This is a genomic window from Anaerozeibacter quisquiliarum, from assembly GCF_051162045.1.
GTDB lineage: Bacteria > Bacillota > Clostridia > Christensenellales > Aristaeellaceae > Anaerozeibacter > Anaerozeibacter quisquiliarum.
In genome coordinates this window covers 1-18,370 of record NZ_JBISDI010000042.1, presented here as the reverse complement: position 1 = coordinate 18,370, position 18,370 = coordinate 1, and the positions used below count along the sequence as shown (strand labels likewise).

Genomic DNA, 18,370 nt, shown 5'->3' with positions numbered 1-18,370 from the left:
ATCCAGAGCAGAAAGGATATCTCCAATTTGATGCTGTACTTCTATATTTGGAAAAAAGACTGGCACATCAGAAAGCAAACGAGTATTGATAGATGGCATTGTTGCCCCAACAGCAATATTCCTAATGTATATTTTTGTTGATTCTAAGCAGAAAAAGTAGTACAAATATTTATGGTACAGTTCTGATTCGTTGTGGATCCTGACACGGAGACAACGGCCAGAGAACATCCATCCATCCTCTTCTTTGCTTACCCATGAGCATCTATCGACTGACCCGACACGACTGAAAACCAGATCTCCGTATTGCAGGGTGTATTTTGCTAGCCTACTTCTATCGGCTTCTGAAACGCAAGGCAGGCCCTGACGGCTCATACGTCTTTGCCCAAGGTGTTCAACTGTCACAATCGGCGTGCCATTCTGGACATAGTCCTTATTGTGTAATTGGCTTCCAAATGGTCCGGTCTGAACCGTCGCAATGTCCCCGATCGTAGCATTTCTAAATGTCATACCCAATCGCCCCCAGCCTTTTGCGGATTTCGTCCTCTAGTTCGTGGGAACGCCTGAACATCTCCGAGAGTTCACCCGTCAGCCGTGTCATCTTCTCCTCGAACGGCTCGCCGTCATCCTCCTGTTCTTCAATGCCGACGTAACGCCCCGGCGTGAGGATATAGTCCTGCTTGGCGATTTCTTCTGTGGTCACGGCGGCACAGAAGCCTTTTACATTCTCAAGTGCCCCGTCATCGAAGGCTTGAAAGGTGGCGGCAATCTTGGCGATGTCCTCGGCGGTCATTTCGCGCAGGCGGCGGTTGACCATCGTCCCCATTTTGCGGGCGTCGATGAACAGCGTTTTATCCTTTTGCTTCTTGCTGCGGCTGATAAACCAGAGCGACACAGGGATCTGCGTGGTGTAGAACAATTGCGTCGGCATGGCAATGATGCCTTCCACGAGGTCGTCCTCGATGATCCTTTTGCGGATTTCGCCCTCGCCGCCGCTCTGGGAAGATAGGGAACCGTTGGCAAGCACCATGCCGATTTTACCGTTCGGGGCAAGGTGATAGATCATGTGCTGAAGCCATGCAAAGTTGGCGTTTCCCGTAGGTGGCAGCCCGTACTTCCAGCGCGGATCGTCATTCAACGAGCCGTCATTCCAATCCGAAAGGTTGAATGGCGGATTGGCAAGGATATAGTCTGCCTTTAATGTGGGATGCAGATCGTTATGAAAGGTGTCTGCGTTATAAGCGCCGAGGTCGGCCTCAATCCCGCGAATAGCGAGATTCATTAAAGCCATCTTGCGTGTGGTCGGGTTGGCATCCTGTCCGTAGACAGAGAGATTCCCAATGTTGCCCGCATGGTTTTTCACAAAATCTGTTGACTGCACAAACATACCGCCCGAGCCGCAGCATGGATCATATACGCGCCCCTCGAACGGCTGCAAAACTTCAACAAGCGTTCGTACTACGCAGGAGGGCGTGTAGAATTCTCCCGCCCGCTTGCCTTCCTGCTCGGCAAACTTGGCGAGACAATATTCGTAGGTGCGCCCGAGAATGTCCTTGTCCGTACCATGTTCGATCATCTGTATGTTGGTGAAGAGGTCGACCACGTTCCCAAGCCGGCGCTTATCAAGTTCTGTTCGCGCATATGTTTTAGGCAAAATGTCTTTGAGACGTTTATTCTCTTTTTCGATTGCGCGCATTGCGTCGTCAATAACAGTGCCGATTGCCTCGGTGTGTGCGGCTGCGGCAATGACACTCCAGCGCGCGGAGGACGGTACAAAGAACACGTTTTTTTCCGTATACGCGTCTTTGTCCTCGACATCGTCATCGTCTGCTTTTAGCTCGGCATACCGTTCATCAAATTTGTCTGAGATGTATTTTAGGAAGATAAGCCCCAGCACGACATGCTTGTACTCCGCCGCGTCCATATTGCCGCGCAAGATATCGGCCGCCGCCCAGATTTGCTGTTCGAAGCCAATGGACGCAGTATTATTCATACTTGCCATATCTGTTCTCCTTGCATCTTACATCTATTCATCTGCTTACGTTTTAGGCTCATCGTCCACAAATTCCATGATATCTGAAATTTCGCAGTTAAGTACCCTGCAGATTTTCCCCAACACCTCCGTTGAGACATCTGCATTTTTCCCAAGTTTTGCGAGTGAATTTGTAGTTAAATCGGCTGCAAGCCGCAAATCTTTTTTGATCATGTCTCGATCTATAAGTATTTTCCACAGTTTTTTATAGCTGACAGCCATAAGAATTTCCTCCCGTAAAATGAGGCTGAGAATATATGTTATATTTTAACATACACAAGTTCGACAGTCAATTGTAAGTTGAAAAAATCAATTCAAGATGGGGATGGAGTCGATGTGTGTCGATCGGCTCGAACGGTCAACCATCCTTGTTATTCTTTGCTGCACATGACGAGCAAATTTTGCACAAGATCCATACCTACAAAGACCCCCGAGAAGAGCTGCGGGAGTATGAGGGATAGTGGTCAAGATCGTTTATGCCTATCCAAATCGGTGTTTCTCCTCGGATTCCGGATCTTAAACCCTCGCATACCTTTGTATAAGAATGGTAATTTCTTCGAACGCCCGGTAAAATCGCTCCAGAAGATAGGAGAAGGCTTGAATCAGAACGCACGTTCGTATATAATTTTTACTGCCAACATCGCGATGAAGGTGTTTGCAGGCGGGCTTGCCCGGTTCGCACCGGGCCGAGTAAGCATAGGCATCTGATTTTACCGTCAACATTTTTCGACAGGCTGCGGGAGGACAGGCTGTAATGGAACGGAATCGCATTAACAAGAAGATTTTGCATATGGACCTTGGAGAGGCCAGTCAGTCGAACGAACTTCATCACCGAGATATGACGGGGGAAGCGCTCCCCGCGCTCGCGGATCGCCAGAAAACCGTCTTGGTCCCCGTCATCCAAACCATGAAGGACTATATCCTGCTGCACAACCGGCAGGGTATTGCGGCGGAGTTGTGCCGCCAAATTGTCGAAGGCGAAGTCGCGACAGGCTATGACATAGATGACATTCGGGTGATTCCCCTGCCCAAGACCTGCCGCTTCCGGCACATGACGTTCTGGCGGGCGTCCGCTTCGTCCATCATCGCGGACATCGACGCGGGGATCGACCTCCTCCTGCAGGACGGCGTGATCGACGACACGGTGAAGGCCGATTTCCTTGTGGCGCTGCACATCGACATGGATGAGGGCGCGATCCTGGATTGCGAGGTGTTCGGCGAATCGGATACCAAGCCGGATCGGGATCTGTGGCTTTTGAGCGACTATCTGGTACCCATCCTCCGGAAGGATGAAATCGAAGCGGGCGCAGAGGCGCTGCTGGAAAAATACTACCCCGAGGCGCTGTACGATCTGAAAGAGCACGACGGGTTTGAAATGGCCGAGCGCATGAACCTTCAGGTCATGCGGCTGCCGCTGTACAGGCGGTCCAGGACCAAAAGCATCCTGTTCTTCTGCGAAGGGGAAATCGCGGTCTGCACAAGTCCGGGAGACCCCTCCGGCGAAGCATTTGAGATGGTCCGCGTCCCAGGCAGCACCATCGTCATCAACACTTCGGTGATTCCCAAGGATTCCTGCCATCTGAACATCTACCACGAGTGTATCCATTTCGACTGGCACTACCTGTTCTACCGGCTGCAGGACATGCACAACAACGACGCGAAAGGGTTCAAGACGCAGCGCGTGGCCAAGACGGCGAAGCGCCGCGGCGAGAATCCGCTCCTCTGGATGGAATGGCAGGCCCGGCGCGGGAGCTTCGCGCTCATGATGCCGACATCCGCCATGCGCCCGGAGATCAAAGCCGCGCTGGAGGAAACGGAGCATCTGAACTGGCACCTCGGGCGCAGACTGGACTGTGTTGCCAGAAAGATTGCCCACGAGAACGATCACCGAAAATATCTCGTCCGGGCGCGTCTGATCCAACTGGGCCACGTGATGGCAAAGGGCGCCCTCAATTACGTGGACGACCGGTACATCGAGCCGTTCGCGTTCTCTGTGGAGAAGGGCGCCGGGGACTACACCTTCGTCATCGACAAAAAGACCGCGTTTGCGGAATATACGAGAAATCCCGTGTTCCAGGCGTATCTGGACAGCGGCGCTTTTCTTTACGCGGACGGGCATCTGTGCCTGAACGACCCGAAATATGTCGTCTGCACCTCGTCCGGCGTGCGGCTCACCAAGTGGGCCAATGCCCACGTGGACGAGTGCTGTCTGCGCTTTCTCAGCGTGTACGAGCAGTGCGGCGTCTCGGAATATCGCTTCGGCACGCTCAACAGCGATGAGGAGTACAACCGCCATTACCTCATGCTGGGCGAGAACGACCGAGATCAGACAAAGCGCGAGCGCTTCATGGAGATGAACGACATCGTAAGCAGCCTGCCGCGCACGTTCCACGGGGCGCTGACCGCGCTGATGAAGATGAGGCGCGTGACCGTCGAACAGCTGGCCGAAGCCGCGGCTATGTCCGAAAAGACTATCAAGCGCTTAAGGAGCGCGGAGCGCAGGGACTACACGATGGATCAGGTCGTCGCGTTATGCGTCGGGTTGCATCTGCCGCCCTGGCTGTCGTGCGAACTGACGGCGCGGGCCGGACTGGTGCTGCGGGATATTCCGGAGCACCGGGCATACCGGTATATTCTGGACTGCCTGTTCATGGACCGCATGGAAGACGTGCAGCGATTTCTGAAGGAAAACAAGCTGGAGCCGCTGAAACAGAACGCCAGCGCATAATATCCATCCAATCTCATGCTGCCGGGCACACGCCCGGTATTTTTTTGCAATTTTTCTTTTTCGGAAGGGGTCAGCAGCTGACCCCTTTTGGGCCTATTTTAGGCCTTTTTTCATGCCCAAAACGGCGAGAATGCCCGGAATATAAGGATTTTGGAGGGGGTCAGCCGCTGACCTGTTGACACTGACCAAAATCCGCTATCATGCACATGGCGCAGATCAAAAGCGCCGGCGGACATAAAGCGGAGGCTCTTGGAATCCATGGCTGGCAACAGCCTCCGCGCGTTTCGCCGGGAGACGTCCCCTTTGCCACCCGTGCCTGAACGGATTGCCGTACCGGACGGCGGATGTTGAGAATCCGGCAGGCACATTCCCTCACGCAGCTACTCAGCATGGCTGCTGCAAGTCGCGAACGGAGAAGATTCGTATGGCTCGCAGCTGTATTTGCTATACCCTTGTTCCCATACGCACTTCTCCGATTTGCAGGAGCAAAAGGAGAAGCTGCAAAATGAACGCAAAACCGTGCCACACCAAGCCCCGCTACCTTCCGGGCGATCCTTCCCGGACGCCCCTGTCCAACGATGCGTTTACAAGCATCATGCGCCCCATTTGGCGGCAGCGCAAACAGCTCCAGCGCGCCGGCGAATGCAACGCGCCGAAACGCCATGCATGCATGTGCGACTGCTGCGGCTGTCGCTACAGGCGATGCGGCAGCACCATTGCGGTGGACGCCCTGGAAAGTTTCGGCGAAGAGATCGCGGATCCCTTCTGCGTGGAAGAAGAAGTCGCCGACCGCATGTTCCGGGAGCAAATCTACCGCTGCCTCCCCCGAATGGACACCATCGACCGCATCATCATCCGCTGTATGATCCTCCATGACGGGGGGATGACGGAACGCCAGGTGGCCGCGCTGATCAGCAAGGCGATCGGGCGATCGTACAGCCATCAGTCGGTGCACAAGCGCATCCCGGAAGCCGCAAAGCGACTGGCAAGGTTGATGAACTATCCCTGCTGACAAGGAAAAGCGCCGGGGCTCGTTGCACACCAGCCCCGGCCCCCTTTCTGATCGGATTCCCTCTCATCGCCATACGACCGCACGGTCAAGATACCTGCCGTCGCATAAAGCCGCGCCACCTCCAAGCGCGGATAAGCGCAACCCAGGCACAACCCGGCGATCGCGCTTGACAGCATAGCATAAAAAAAGTAGAATACGATTAGAATGGTGCTATGGAGGTGGCGATATGCAGATCAAACCGTCCGCCGCGATCCGGCAAGGATATAACGAGGTATCTGCTCTGTGCAAGCGCACAAAAGAACCGGTCTACCTCACCAAGAACGGCGAGGGCGACCTTGTCGTGATGGATATCGAGGCGTTCAGGCAGCGCGAAAAAATGCTGGAGCTGCGCGAAAAACTGGTACGGGTAGAAGAAGAGCGCCTGGTGGGGCAGATGGGGGGTTCTCCCGACGATCTGGAAGCCTATTTGGACAACGTTCTGGAGGGCGTAAAGCGCAATGGCGCAGTATAAAGTCATTGTATCGCCTGAAGCGCAGCGCCTGATGGGAAACTGCATTCTGTTTCTTGCGGAAAAGGATATGGCGGCCGCGATTGCGCTGAAGGAGCGGCTCGTCGAGGAAATACGCAAGCTGGATCATCTGCCGAAGCGGTATCCGTTTTTCAACGAACGCTACGTCCCCGCGGATAAATACCACAAAATGTTTGTGGAGAAATACTACCTGATCCTCTATCAAATCAAGGACGACACGGTTTATGTGGATTATGTGGTGGACTGCCGGCAGGACTACAAGTGGCTGCTTTACTGATCGCGGCCGGTTTTGCCGTCAATGAGGTGCTGATTAAAAGGCCGGGGCTTGTTTCACGCCAGTCCCGGCTCTTTTTGTAGATTCAGTCTTTTTTGTAGTAAGGCGTCTCGTATCCGTCCGCCCGCAGGATCAGCCCAGGTGCCCATGGCGGCGTCCTGCCCATCTGCGCGCAGATTGCATCCGGTGATACGGCCGGGTCGCATTCGAGGATCAGCTCGTCATGGACATGGGCCACGATCCGGCAGTGTCGAAGGGCCTGCATGGCATAGCACAGAATGTCCCGGCTGATCGCCTGCACGATGTTCTCGCAGAACTTTGGGCCGTAGGACTCGATCCTTTCCCATTTCTTCGTGCCGCCGATGCCCATATACGTAACCGCGTTCCCGCCGAACCGGTTCGTGCCGATCCGGGGTTTCACATAGCTGAGATGCCGCCCGGAGGGCAGCGTGAGAAAGAGCATGCCGTCGGTACACTCAAAGGATATCCCGTGGGTGCCGGTCGCGCTTTTGTCCTCCACGGCTTCCATGACCGCCGCGTCCACGTCCCACCAGAGCTTCACGATGTTGGGATTCGATGATCGCCACATGGACACCAGCGGCTGAAGCTCTTCCTCCGGGATGCCCATCTCCAAGGCGCCCATAGCTTTCAAAGCGCCCACGGAACCGCCGTACCCAAGCGCCAATTCCGCAATCTTTCCCTTCTGGCGCAGGTGGCCGTTGACCCCGTGCTTTACCACCGGCACGTGGAACATCGCGGACGCCGAGGCGCAGTATATGTCGCCGCCGGCTTCAAAGACCTTCTGACGCCACTGTTCGCCGGCGAGCCAGGCGATCACGCGGGCTTCAATGGCGCTGAAGTCGCTGACGATGAACTTGCAGCCCTCCCTGGGAACAAAGGCCGTGCGGATCAACTGCGAAAGCGTGTCCGGGACATCGCCAAACAACAGCTTCACCGCGTCATAATCGCCGGCTTGCACCAGCCGTCGCGCGGCGTCCAGATCGGGCAGATGGTTCTGGGGCAGATTTTGCAATTGGATCAGGCGGCCGCTGAACCGCCCGGTTCGGTTCGCGCCGTAAAACAGGAACATGCCGCGCGCCCGACCGTCGGCGCAAACGGCGTTCCTCATGGCGATGTACTTTTTTACGCTGCTCTTGGCCAACTGTTGACGGAGCAGAAGCACCTCCCGCATCTCCGGCGGGCAGTCCTTCAGTAGGGCGGCGACCTGCTTTTTGCCCAGCGTTTCCGTCTCCAGCCCGTTGTCCGAAAGCCACTTCTTCATCTGGGCTACGCTGCCCGGGTTTTCCAGAGCGGTCCGCTCTCGCATGGCGACAGTCAGTTCCTTGCGGGATTGGTCGTCCATTTGGATGGCGCTCTCCACCAGGGTCATGTCCAGCGCGATGCCCCGATCGTTGATTTCCTGATCGTGATGGTACTGCGCCCACACCTCCTCCGGGACGGGATGATTTTTAAGCCGCCGCTGAATGGCCGCCTCGGTTTCGACATCGCGGCGGTTGTACGCCTTGAAAATTTCCCACTTGTCGGGCGCGTGACCGGGCAGGTTGCGCGTGCGCATGCCGTTTGCCTTCGTCGGCGGACAGGGCTGACAGAAGTATTTAACGAGATCCTTGCCTCCGGCCATCTTCTGCTTGTCCAACCCCAGCGCCGCGCCGACGCCCGCCAGCGACAGCGGAAGGCCAAGGTACGCCGCCCACACCATGGTGCAGCGCCACCCGGCGGGATTCAGGAACCGCGCGCACTCCGTGGACAGCGGATGGGCATCGGCGTACGGATCCAGCGGCACACCCAGATCCGAAAGATGTCGGGACAGGCATACCCGCTCAAAGTTTGCGTTGAAGGCCCATTTTGTCACGCCGTCGTCCGTCAGGGCATCCAGCACATCCCGCGGAATCGCTTCGCCCGCGGTCAGATCGACGACCCGTACCGCCCCGCCGTCCACGGAATACCCGAACAGCAGAATCTCAAAGTCCGGCGCTTCCGCGTATTTGTACACACCGCACTTCGCCAGATCCGCGCCACTGTACGTTTCGAGATCGACATGAAGGGTTTTCATCATTGCACCTCAATCGTGAATTGGGCGGCAGACGATTCCGCCGCCCGTTTCCCCGGATCAGTTCAGGAAATCCTCGCCGCCGTCGTCCACGGCGTCGAAGTCGCTGCTGGCGCTCGAATGCCCGCCGAGGGGTTCGCCGTCGCGGATCTTCTGGACGTTTCCCAGGCCGCAGGCCACGCCCTTGTTGCCGTTGACCGAGAAAGCATACAACGAGATGGAAACCCGGGCGTACACGCCGCTGTAGATTTCGCTCCGGTCGAGAATGGGGCGCACCTGCCGGTCCACCACCTGGGGCGCGGTCTTGCTGTTGGCATTGATGAACCAGCAACCCTTGTAGGCATCGTCCTCGCGCTCGACGTTGCCGTCGCGCAGCGGCAGTTTCAGCGAGGCTCTGTTCGGGATTTTCCCGCCGAACTTGCCGGCGCCCTCCTGAATCGCGCAGTCGATGGCGCGGTTGATGGCGTCCACGGTTTCGGTGTCACTCTTGGGAATGATCAGCGAGCAGCTGTAACGGGCGTCGCCGCCGTTGAGCGGGGCCTTCGGCTCCCAGATATTTGCGTAGGACAGCCGGACGACGCCGGTTACGACTTTGGTATGATTCTGTTTCGCCATAGGATTCAATCCTCCCGATATTCATTGAAGTCGGTATTCGGGGTGTTCATGGCCGGGCGCTTGTCCGCCTCGGGCACCAGGGTCGGCTTCCCCGCGGGCTTATGGACGCAGCCGCCGAGGACTTCGGCAAAGGTCTGCTTTCCCATGAGCTTTTCCATCTCGGTGATGGGCAGGAGCGTCTTGCGGAAGATGTCCCTGTACCCGGCTGCGCCCGCGGCCGCGATCACGGCATCCTCATCGGTGTACTTGCGGACGCTACGGCCCTCCACCAGTTTCCAGCCGGGCCACCGCTTGCCGTGGTGCAGGGCGCCATCCAGCGCGTAGGCCTTGAGCTCGTCCGCCCATTGGATCAGGCCGTCCAGCCTGCCCAGGAGATTGCCGATTTCCGCGTCCGACAAGAGCGGCGGAACGGCAAACTCGTACTTGGCCAGTTCCAGATTGGTTTCCGCCCTGGCGCGGCAGCGGACCGCCGCCCTGCAGAAAAGGCACCACCCGCCGGGCATGTATTCGCCCTTGCCTTCGCAGGCCAGCGCGGCCAGGGGCTTCAGCGTGTCTTCCGCCCAGTCCGTGAGCTCTTTTGCGGTGATCGTCCAGGCGGAGATGTTCTCCCTGCGGGGCTGATAGATCGTCATCCGGATCGTCAGGAGGTCGTAGATGCCGCCAAATGCCGTCAGGGCGCCAAGCGCGTACAGCATCATCTGGGGATTGCGTTCGGCCTCCACCAGAACGCCCTGGCCGTATTTCAGGTCCAGGATGTGCAGGGTATCATCCGCGACGATCAGCGCGTCCCCGGTGCCAAATCCTTCGGGCACCCAGCGGGAGAAGTCCAGTTTCTGCTCGATCAAAAGGAGAGCGTCCGGGCATTTCTCCCGCGCCTGGGCCAGCGCCTCCAGCACGAACTGGACATAGCCGTCCGTATAGGCGTCCATCTCGTCGCTGTCGAAGGCGGAAACGGGCTTTTTCGTCCGGAGCTTCAGCGCCCGGCGCAGTTTGTGCTCCGCCAGGGCGTGCGCGGCGCTACCCTCCGCGGCGGCCTCCGTTTCCCGGTCCGCAAACGCCTGTTCCAGCCGGGCGCTGGGGGTGCAGTTCAGCCAGCGGTGCGCCGAGGAGGCCGACAGGACGGCGTGTTTCAGGGGCGGCATCACAGCACCTCCGCCCGCTTCAGCAGCGCTTCGTACTTTGAAGGGTCCACGGTGCTCAACCTGTCCGCGCCGCACCCGCGGATCAGCGCCTGCACCTCCGCCCGATGACCGGCGAGCGACTTTTCAGCCAGCACGGCGCGCACCCGCTCCAGCGTCACGGAGGGCGTTTCCTCTTTTGCGGGTTCCTGAACGGACGATTCTTCCGCCGCGGGTTCCCCACCGAACAGGCCGCGGAGGGACTCGCTGACGCCGATCAGCGCCTCGCCGCACCGGCGGAGCTCCGCGACGGCTTCAGACAGTTCGGACATTTTGCTCATGCTGCGTTTCTCCTTCCGTTGGCCTGATTGCGATGATCCGGTCTGCCGCGCGGCGGGTGCCGCTGGCCTTCGATAGGGGGGCAGAACCGGGGCTGTGACAGCGTTCCTGCATGGGTGTTTCCCTCACTTTCCGAAGGGGGTATCTTGCGTCCCTTCGCAACCCACAGGACAAAAACAGGGCTTCCGGCAACCGGAAACCCTCAAAAATTGCAGAAAAAAATTTTCATAATAAAGAAGGACCGGTTGCCAGACCGGCCCTTTTTGTCCTGTAGATATCGGAAGCCCGATTTTTGAGAGGAGGCGCATTGCGTGAAACGCACTGCCTGGAGCCCATGAGAAAGATCAGTTTTTACAACCCTTCCGGCTGTCCGGATCCCACGGCGTATGAAGCGCTGACGCGCGTGGAGGAGGAACTTCGCAGGTCAGCCTTCCGGCCGATCGTGTACATTTGCAGTCCGTTTTCCGGAGACACGGAAAGGAATCTTGCAGACGCCCGCAGGTACAGCCGGTTCGCCGTCGATCGGGGCTGCCTTCCGGTCACCCCGCACCTGTTTTTCCCACAGTTCATGGACGACCGCATACAGGCGGAGCGGGACCTGCCCATGCGGATGGCCATCATCCTTCTGACCAAATGCGCGGAGCTTTGGGCTTTCGGCGACCGCGTTTCAAAGGGAATGTCCGTCGAGATCGCGCGCGCCAGGCGCAAAGGTCAGCCGGTCCGGTTCTTTACCGAGGATTGCGAGGAGGTTTTGGATCATGTTCTACACCGAGTGTGACGGGAATTCCTATCCCGCCCAAAAGCGCGTCCGCCGCGTCGACGGGCGCAATGTGACCACCTGGACGCGCGAGATCACCAGCGCCAACATCCTTGAGGCGGAAGCCGGCACCAACGGGTATCAGGGCGGCGACTCCGGCCACGGTTCCCGCACCTTTCTGCGCGTCAAGAATCTGGCCTGCACGGATCTGCGCTGCCGCGTGAAGGCGGGCGGCTTCCCGGGCGGCGCCGATGAAGTGGAGATCGTACTCGGCGGCGATACCGAGCTTGAGACCATCAAGGAGGCGCTCCGCTGGATGCTGTCGGTTCTGGAGATACAGTCCGAAACGGAGGGTTGATGCCATGCCCGCCTTCAATCTTTACCGCGCCGACTGCGTCGGCAACGAGTGGAACTGCAGCTATCCGCACAGGGTCAGCGTCGGGGATGAGGCGTCGCTCCGGCAGGCTGTGAGATATGACTATGTCGCCGTAGCGTACCGGAACGGATACCGGTCAAAGGACAACTTCCTGCGCACCAACTGCCTGGCGCTGGAGTGCGACAACGACCACAGCGACGACCCCAAGGACTGGGTCACGCCGGATGCCGTCATCGCGCGGTTCCCGGAGGTCACCGCCGGGTTCCATTTCAGCCGCAACCACATGAAGCCCAAGCGCGGAAAGGCGCCCCGGCCGAAATTCCACTGTTTCTTTCTGATTGATGATATGACCGACCCGGCGGAATACAGCGGCCTGAAAAAGAGGGCACGTGTCTGCTTTCCGTATTTTGACCCGAAGGCGCTGGACGCGGCGCGGTTCTTCTTCGGCACCGCCGACGCGCAAGTGCGCTTTCACGCGGGCACGGTCACGCTGAATGCGTATCTGGATCAGCACTGTCCGGAGGAGGATGCCTTTCTGGGCCTGCCGCTGCCTGCCCCGGACGGCGTCATCCCGGAGGGAAGCCGCAACGCCACCCTGTCCCACTACGCAGGGCGGGTGCTCAAGCGCCTGGGTGATACGGAGGAAGCGCATCGGCTGTTTCGGAAGAAGGCGGAAGCCTGCGTTCCTCCGCTGGACGAAAGGGAACTAAGCACCATCTGGCACAGCGCGGTCGGGTTTTACAGGAAGATTTCAGCCGGCAGGGATTACGTGCCGCCGAATGAGTACGCCGCGCTTCACGGCGATTTCCTGTACAAACCCAGCGATCAGTCGGATGTGGCGGAGGCCCGGGTGTTGGCCGAGGTGTTTTCCGGGCAGCTGCGCTTTTCCCCGGCGACGGACTTCATCGTGTACAACGGCGACATCTGGGAGGAGTCAAAGCCCCGCGCCCACGCCGTCATGCACGATCTGTCCGATATGCAGCTGGAAGAAGCGACCGTCGCGGCCACGGCCGCTTACAAGGCTCTGGAGCAGAATGGCGCGGCGGAGCTTCTGAACAAGTCAAGCAAGAAAAAGGCCCAGAGCAGCATGGACGAGGCGCAATGGGAGTCGTATACGGCCTATTTGACCGCGACGGCCTATCAGGCGACGGCCATGAATTACCGCCAGTCCAAGAACATCAAGGCGGTGCTGGCGGAAGTCCAGCCCATGGTGCTCATCCGCCCGCAGGATCTGGACGCCGACCCGTTCCTTCTGAACGCCCCGGAATGCGCGTACGACCTGCGGCGCGGCCTGAAGGGCGTGATGCCGCACAGCGCGGATCATTTTGTGACGAAAATGACCGCCGTGCAGCCCGGCGATCAGGGAAAAGACATCTGGGAAGCCGCGTTGAACACCTTCTTCCGCGGGGACCGGGAATTGATTGGCTATGTTCAGCTGGTTGCCGGGATGATCGCCGTGGGCAAGGTTTTCGTGGAAGCCCTCATCATCGCCTACGGAGACGGGCGCAACGGCAAGTCCACGTTCTGGAACGTGCTGGCGCATGTGCTGGGCAGCTACAGCGGGACCATCTCCGCGGATGCCCTGACGGTGGGCTGCAAGCGCAACGTGAAGCCCGAGTTGGCCGAGGCCAAGGGCAAGCGCATGCTGATCGCATCCGAATTGGAGGAAGGCCAGCGGCTCAACACCTCCATCGTCAAGCAGCTGTGTTCCACCGACGACATTACCGCCGAGAAAAAGTACAAGGACCCGTTTGCCTATGAGCCGACGCATACGACCGTGCTCTATACCAACCATCTGCCCAGGATCGGCGCCAAGGACGCGGGCATCTGGCGGCGCATGATTGTGATTCCCTTTGACGCGAAGATCGAGGGCAAAGGCGACATCAAGAATTACGCCGATCACCTGTTCAGGAATGCCGGCGGCGCAATCCTGTCGTGGATGATTGCGGGCGCGGAGGAGGTCATCCGGCGGGATTTCAAGATCGACCCGCCGGAATGCGTCAGGCGGGCGATCGACCGCTACCGGAAGGACAACGACTGGCTGGGGCATTTCCTGAGCGAGCGCTGTGAGATCGGCGACGGGCTTCAGGCGAAGTCCGGCGAGTTGTACACGGCGTACCGGAACTTCTGCGCGGATACCGGCGAGTACACCCGATCGACGACGGATTTCTACAACGCGCTGGAGAACGAGGGCTTCATCAGGACGAAGTCCCGGAGCGGGACATTCGTGCGCGGCCTGGGTCTGGGCAAAATCGCGGACGCAGAGGACGATTTTCTGAGATGACATATAAATAGGAAGTGTGACGGTCGTGATGGTCAATACCCATTCTGTTATTAGGCAGAAAAAATAGAAAAAATCAGCCTATAGAGAGAGGTTGGAAACGACCGTCACGACCGTCACACACCGGGCAATCTCACGGATGAAAGGGCGGCAAACGCATGACAGAAAAGCAAGTGGAGCAGGCGCTCAGAAGAGCGGTCCGGCAGCGCGGCGGCCTCGCGCTGAAGTTCGTAAGCCCGGGTCTGTCCGGCGTCCCAGACCGGATTGTCCTGATGCCGGGCCGCCGCTGCGCCTTTGTGGAACTGAAAGCGCCCGGCAGGCAGATGCGCCCGCTGCAGCTGCGGCGGAAGCGCCAACTGGAAGCGCAGGGCTTTCGGGTGTACGTGATCGACCATCCTGACCAGATCGGAGGTGTGCTGGATGAACTATGTGCCCCATGATTACCAGCGGTATGCCACGGACTTTATCCTGACGCATCCCGTGGCCGCCGTGCTCCTCGACATGGGGCTTGGCAAGAGCGTGATCACGCTTTCCGCCGTCTGGGAACTGTGCCTGAACCGCTTTGAGATCGGCCGGGTGCTGGTCATCGCCCCCCTGCGCGTGGCACGTGACACGTGGCCGGAAGAACTCCGGAAATGGGATCACCTGAAGGGACTGACCTGCAGTGTGGCCGTGGGAACGGCGGAGGAGCGCAGGGCGGCCCTTCGCGAGCCCGCGTTCATCCACATCATCAACCGGGAGAACGTCCAGTGGCTGACCGAGGAAAGCGGCCTGCCGTTTGACTACGACATGGTCGTGATCGACGAGCTTTCGTCCTTCAAGTCCTATCAGGCGAAGCGCTTTCGCAGCCTGATGAAGGTGCGCCCGCTAATCAAGCGGATCGTGGGGCTGACCGGCACGCCATCCTCCAACGGCCTGATGGACCTTTGGGCGGAGTTCCGCGTGCTGGATATGGGCAAACGCCTGGGCAGGTTCATCACTCATTACCGGGACGCGTTCTTCCTGCCGGACAAGCGCAGCGCCCAGCAGGTGTTTTCCTACAAGCCCAAGCCCGGCGCGGAGCAGGAGATTTACCGGCGCGTCGGCGACATCTCCATCAGCATGAAGACCGCCGACTACCTGAAGATGCCGGCGTGCGTCATGAACGAGGTGCGCGTTTCCATGTCAGACGCGGAGACCGAGCTGTACGCGGCGATGAAGGACGATCTGGTCGTTACCCTCAAAGGCGAGGAGATCGATGCCGTCAACGCCGCCGCCCTCTCGGGGAAACTTTGCCAAATGGCGAACGGCGCGCTGTACGGCGAGGACGGGCACGCGCTGCCCATTCACAACCGGAAGCTGGACGCGCTGGAGGACCTGATCGAGGCCGTGAACGGAAAGCCCGTGCTGGTGGCGTACTGGTTCCGGCACGACCTGACGCGGATATCCGATCGGCTGCGCGCGCGGCGCGTCCCGTTTTCCAGGCTGGATACGCCGGAAACCATCGCCCGCTGGAACGCCGGGGAAATCCCCGTGGCGCTCATTCATCCCGCCTCCGCCGGGCACGGGCTGAACCTGCAGGCGGGCGGCTCGACGCTCATCTGGTTCGGGCTGACGTGGAGCCTGGAGCTCTACCAGCAGACCAACGCCCGGCTCTGGCGGCAGGGGCAGAAGAACACTGTAGTCATTCAGCACATCATGACCCGGGACACCATTGACGAGCAGATTATGGCGGCGCTCCGCCGGAAAGACCAGACCCAGGCCGCGCTGATCGAGGCGGTCAAAGCCAATCTTCACAAAGGAGGAACGACATGAACATCGTTTGGCAGTATCTGGACAAGCGGTCCGCGGCGATCAGTGCGCTGAAGGACTATGGGAGCATGACCTACATCCTGGAGCATACCGGCGAGGACATCGCCCTCGTGCAGGATCGGATGACCGCGCCGCGCGCGTCCGTGCTGACCGGCATGCCGTCCGCGCACAACCCCACGGCGGGAGAGGCCCGGCTGGCCGCCGGCATTGACGAGATCGACGTGCTCCGGGAGCGGTACCGTCAGGCGCTGGAATACATGGAGTGGTTCCGCCCGGCGTGGGAGACGCTGTCGGAGGACGAGCGGTATGTTCTGACGGAGTTCTACCTGAACGACGATCAGGCGCAGACGGACGCGCTGCTGAACATCTGCGAGCGGTATGCCATCGAGCGCTCCTCCGCGTACAATCGGAAGAACCGCGCGCTCCAGCATCTGGCGCTGCTGCTGTTCGGCAAATGAGTAAAATCGCGGACGCAATCCACCGCTGACCGTGATATACTGGTACCATCGAAACAGGCACCGGAAGGCCTTCGCGGGAGGAATCCCGTGAGGGTCTTTTGTTTGACCGGAGCCCCTGCACAGCCTGCGCAAATGAGTAAAACCGCGGACGCAATTTGCGGCTGACCGTGATATACTGGTAGCATCGAAACAGATCCCCAAGGCCTTCGCAGGCACTATCCCGCGGGGGTCTTTCGTTTACCCGGGAGGAAGATCAATGCCCACAAAGCCTAAGCGCCCCTGCGCCTACCCCGGCTGCCCGGAGCTGACCGACAGTCGATACTGCGCGGCGCACAAGAAGCTCACCGACCAGCAGTACGACCGCTACGGCCGCGACCCGGCGGGCAAGAAGCGCTACGGCCGCGCGTGGCGGAAGGTGCGCGAGCGATTTCTTCAGGCGCATCCTTTGTGCGAGATGTGCCTGAAACAGGGCCGCGCGACCCCGGCCACGGAAGTCCACCACATCCTGCCCCTCGGCCGCGGCGGCTCAAACCATGAGTCCAATCTCAGTTCTCTTTGCAAACGTTGCCATTCGTCCGTCTCCGCCCGGGAAGGCGACCGCTGGCGCACCCGGTAGGGCGGGTTAAATCTCTGTTACATTCGGCCGGGAGACCGGGCGCCAGCTCACGCGCACAAAAAAACCGGTTCAAAGGGGGGATTAACCCCATCGGGAAAGGAGGAATTCCGCATGGCCAGGGACGGCACCAACCGCGGCGGGCGGCGCGTGCGCGCGGGCGACAAGCCCCTGCCGCTCATCGACAAGATCGCCGCGGGCAAGGCGGCCAGGATCCTGGAGCCGGCGAACCTCCGCCCGGAGGAACTGTTGGAGCCCGCCGAACTCACCGGCGCCGCGGAGCTTGCCGGCGAGGACATGCCCGCGCCAGGCGAGTACTTGAGCGCCCGCCAGAAGGACGGCAGGCCTTTGGGCGCGGACGCGCTCTACACCGAAACCTGGAACTGGCTTCGCGCGCGGGGCTGCGAGAAGCTCATCAACCCCCGGTTGGTGGAGGCCTACGCCCAGGCGTTCGCCCGGTTCATTCAGTGCGAGGAAGCCATCAGCACTTACGGCCTTCTGGGCAAGCACCCCACCACCGGCGGGGCGATCACCAGCCCCTTTGTGCAGATGAGTCAGTCGTTCCAGAAGCAGGCGAACCTTCTCTGGTACGAGATCTTCGACGTCGTGAAGCAGAACTGCACCACGGCGTTTGTCGGCAATCCCCAGGACGACATGATGGAAGCCCTGCTCTCGGGGCGGAAGGGACGGTGACGCGCGTGCGAAGCACGGAGCGGTTTGAGAAGGTACCCATCGACAGACTCGTGCCCTACGCCCGGAACGCGCGCACGCACTCCAAAGAGCAGATTGCCCAGCTGCGCGCGTCCATCCGGGAGTTCGGTTTTTTAATACCTTGCCTGGTGGACGGGAAGTACAACATCATCGCCGGGCACGGGCGCGTGCTGGCCGCGCGGGAGGAGGGCATTGCGGAGGTCCCCTGTGTGTTCGCCGAACACCTGACCGACGCCCAGAAGCGCGCCTACATCCTCGCGGATAATCGCCTGGCGCTGAACGCCGGCTGGGACGAAGAAATGCTGTCAGTGGAATTGGCCGATCTGCAGGGCGCGGACTTCGACCTGTCGCTCCTGGGCTTTGACGACGCGGAGCTCAACAAGCTCCTGGGCGGCGCGGAGGAGGTTCAGGACGATGACTTCGACGTGGACGCCGCGCTCAAGCTGCCCACCTTTGTGCTTCCGGGGGACCTCTGGCATCTGGGAAACCACCGTCTGCTCTGCGGGGACAGCACCAAACCGGAGGATGTGGCGCGACTGATGGACGGAAAGCAGGCAAACATCTGCCTGACGGATGCGCCCTACAACGTCAACTTTGACGGCGGGAAAGGGAAAATCCTCAACGACAACATGCCCAAGGAGCAGTTCTACGCGTTCCTGCTCTCTGCA

Annotated in this window: 19 protein-coding genes and 1 pseudogene; 13 read left to right on the top strand and 7 right to left on the bottom strand. The window is 59.5% G+C overall.

The features are described from left to right. Positions 1-21: 21 nt before the first annotated feature. The 3 genes and pseudogenes from ACH6CV_RS15410 to ACH6CV_RS15400 all read right to left on the bottom strand — a co-directional run. Positions 22-507 (bottom strand): annotated as a pseudogene (locus ACH6CV_RS15410) (restriction endonuclease subunit S); the annotation flags it as partial. Continuing rightward, positions 497-1,999 (bottom strand): class I SAM-dependent DNA methyltransferase, encoded by a 1,503-nt coding sequence (locus ACH6CV_RS15405; protein WP_456359104.1) that lies wholly within the window; start codon positions 1,997-1,999, stop codon positions 497-499. The gene ACH6CV_RS15405 and the pseudogene ACH6CV_RS15410, both read right to left, overlap by 11 nt. Before the next feature lie 36 nt (positions 2,000-2,035). Then, positions 2,036-2,251, bottom strand: coding sequence for a helix-turn-helix domain-containing protein (locus ACH6CV_RS15400; protein WP_456359103.1), 216 nt, complete (start codon positions 2,249-2,251; stop codon positions 2,036-2,038). Positions 2,252-2,783: 532 nt separating this feature from the next. On the opposite strand from ACH6CV_RS15400, the gene ACH6CV_RS15395 reads away from it, so the two are divergent. The 4 genes from ACH6CV_RS15395 (at position 2,784) to ACH6CV_RS15380 (ending at position 6,575) form a co-directional block, all read left to right on the top strand. Continuing rightward, positions 2,784-4,757, top strand: a complete 1,974-nt coding sequence (locus tag ACH6CV_RS15395; protein ID WP_456359102.1) for a helix-turn-helix domain-containing protein — start codon at positions 2,784-2,786, stop codon at positions 4,755-4,757. Between the two features lie 505 nt (positions 4,758-5,262). Beyond that, positions 5,263-5,769 carry a hypothetical protein gene (locus tag ACH6CV_RS15390; protein ID WP_456359101.1) on the top strand — a complete coding sequence of 169 codons (507 nt, stop codon included), beginning with the start codon at positions 5,263-5,265 and terminating at the stop codon, positions 5,767-5,769. A 226-nt stretch (positions 5,770-5,995) separates the two neighbouring features. Then, the gene (locus tag ACH6CV_RS15385; RefSeq protein WP_456359100.1) at positions 5,996-6,280 is read left to right on the top strand and encodes a type II toxin-antitoxin system prevent-host-death family antitoxin; all 285 of its coding nucleotides are present in this window, start codon (positions 5,996-5,998) and stop codon (positions 6,278-6,280) included. Then, positions 6,267-6,575 (top strand): type II toxin-antitoxin system RelE/ParE family toxin, encoded by a 309-nt coding sequence (locus ACH6CV_RS15380; RefSeq protein ID WP_456359099.1) that lies wholly within the window; start codon positions 6,267-6,269, stop codon positions 6,573-6,575. Before ACH6CV_RS15385 ends, ACH6CV_RS15380 begins: the two co-directional genes overlap by 14 nt. A gap of 82 nt (positions 6,576-6,657) precedes the next feature. On the opposite strand, the gene ACH6CV_RS15375 is transcribed toward ACH6CV_RS15380, so the two are convergent. The 4 genes from ACH6CV_RS15375 to ACH6CV_RS15360 are packed head-to-tail and all read right to left on the bottom strand — an operon-like array spanning position 6,658 to position 10,717. Beyond that, positions 6,658-8,646, bottom strand: coding sequence for a DNA polymerase (locus ACH6CV_RS15375; RefSeq protein ID WP_456359098.1), 1,989 nt, complete (start codon positions 8,644-8,646; stop codon positions 6,658-6,660). Between the two features lie 57 nt (positions 8,647-8,703). After that, a complete protein-coding gene (locus tag ACH6CV_RS15370; RefSeq protein WP_456359097.1) occupies positions 8,704-9,258 on the bottom strand; it encodes a DUF2815 family protein in 555 nt (184 codons plus the stop codon). A 5-nt stretch (positions 9,259-9,263) separates the two neighbouring features. After that, positions 9,264-10,400 carry a DUF2800 domain-containing protein gene (locus ACH6CV_RS15365; protein ID WP_456359096.1) on the bottom strand — a complete coding sequence of 379 codons (1,137 nt, stop codon included), beginning with the start codon at positions 10,398-10,400 and terminating at the stop codon, positions 9,264-9,266. Beyond that, positions 10,400-10,717, bottom strand: a complete 318-nt coding sequence (locus tag ACH6CV_RS15360) for a DNA ligase (protein ID WP_456359095.1) — start codon at positions 10,715-10,717, stop codon at positions 10,400-10,402. The genes ACH6CV_RS15365 and ACH6CV_RS15360 overlap by 1 nt, the downstream gene beginning before the upstream one ends. A 332-nt stretch (positions 10,718-11,049) precedes the next feature. Between ACH6CV_RS15360 and ACH6CV_RS15355 the strand changes: the two genes are divergently transcribed. The 9 genes from ACH6CV_RS15355 to ACH6CV_RS15315 all read left to right on the top strand — a co-directional run. Continuing rightward, a complete protein-coding gene (locus ACH6CV_RS15355; protein ID WP_456359094.1) occupies positions 11,050-11,493 on the top strand; it encodes a DUF7768 domain-containing protein in 444 nt (147 codons plus the stop codon). Beyond that, positions 11,474-11,830 carry a hypothetical protein gene (locus ACH6CV_RS15350; protein ID WP_456359093.1) on the top strand — a complete coding sequence of 119 codons (357 nt, stop codon included), beginning with the start codon at positions 11,474-11,476 and terminating at the stop codon, positions 11,828-11,830. Before ACH6CV_RS15355 ends, ACH6CV_RS15350 begins: the two co-directional genes overlap by 20 nt. Before the next feature lie 4 nt (positions 11,831-11,834). Beyond that, positions 11,835-14,132 carry a phage/plasmid primase, P4 family gene (locus ACH6CV_RS15345; RefSeq protein ID WP_456359092.1) on the top strand — a complete coding sequence of 766 codons (2,298 nt, stop codon included), beginning with the start codon at positions 11,835-11,837 and terminating at the stop codon, positions 14,130-14,132. Between the two features lie 155 nt (positions 14,133-14,287). Continuing rightward, on the top strand, positions 14,288-14,569 hold the full coding sequence (locus ACH6CV_RS15340; protein ID WP_456359091.1) for a VRR-NUC domain-containing protein: 282 nt from the start codon (positions 14,288-14,290) through the stop codon (positions 14,567-14,569). Further along, positions 14,550-15,923 carry an SNF2-related protein gene (locus ACH6CV_RS15335; RefSeq protein WP_456359090.1) on the top strand — a complete coding sequence of 458 codons (1,374 nt, stop codon included), beginning with the start codon at positions 14,550-14,552 and terminating at the stop codon, positions 15,921-15,923. Before ACH6CV_RS15340 ends, ACH6CV_RS15335 begins: the two co-directional genes overlap by 20 nt. After that, positions 15,920-16,378, top strand: coding sequence for a hypothetical protein (locus ACH6CV_RS15330; RefSeq protein WP_456359089.1), 459 nt, complete (start codon positions 15,920-15,922; stop codon positions 16,376-16,378). Before ACH6CV_RS15335 ends, ACH6CV_RS15330 begins: the two co-directional genes overlap by 4 nt. 256 nt (positions 16,379-16,634) lie before the next feature. After that, positions 16,635-16,994: an HNH endonuclease gene (locus ACH6CV_RS15325; protein ID WP_456359088.1), complete on the top strand. Its 360-nt coding sequence runs from the start codon at positions 16,635-16,637 to the stop codon at positions 16,992-16,994. Positions 16,995-17,105: 111 nt separating this feature from the next. Beyond that, positions 17,106-17,684 carry a P27 family phage terminase small subunit gene (locus tag ACH6CV_RS15320; protein ID WP_456359087.1) on the top strand — a complete coding sequence of 193 codons (579 nt, stop codon included), beginning with the start codon at positions 17,106-17,108 and terminating at the stop codon, positions 17,682-17,684. 5 nt (positions 17,685-17,689) lie between these two features. After that, the coding region (locus tag ACH6CV_RS15315; RefSeq protein ID WP_456359115.1) for a ParB N-terminal domain-containing protein at positions 17,690-18,370 on the top strand (681 nt) is incomplete at its 3' end.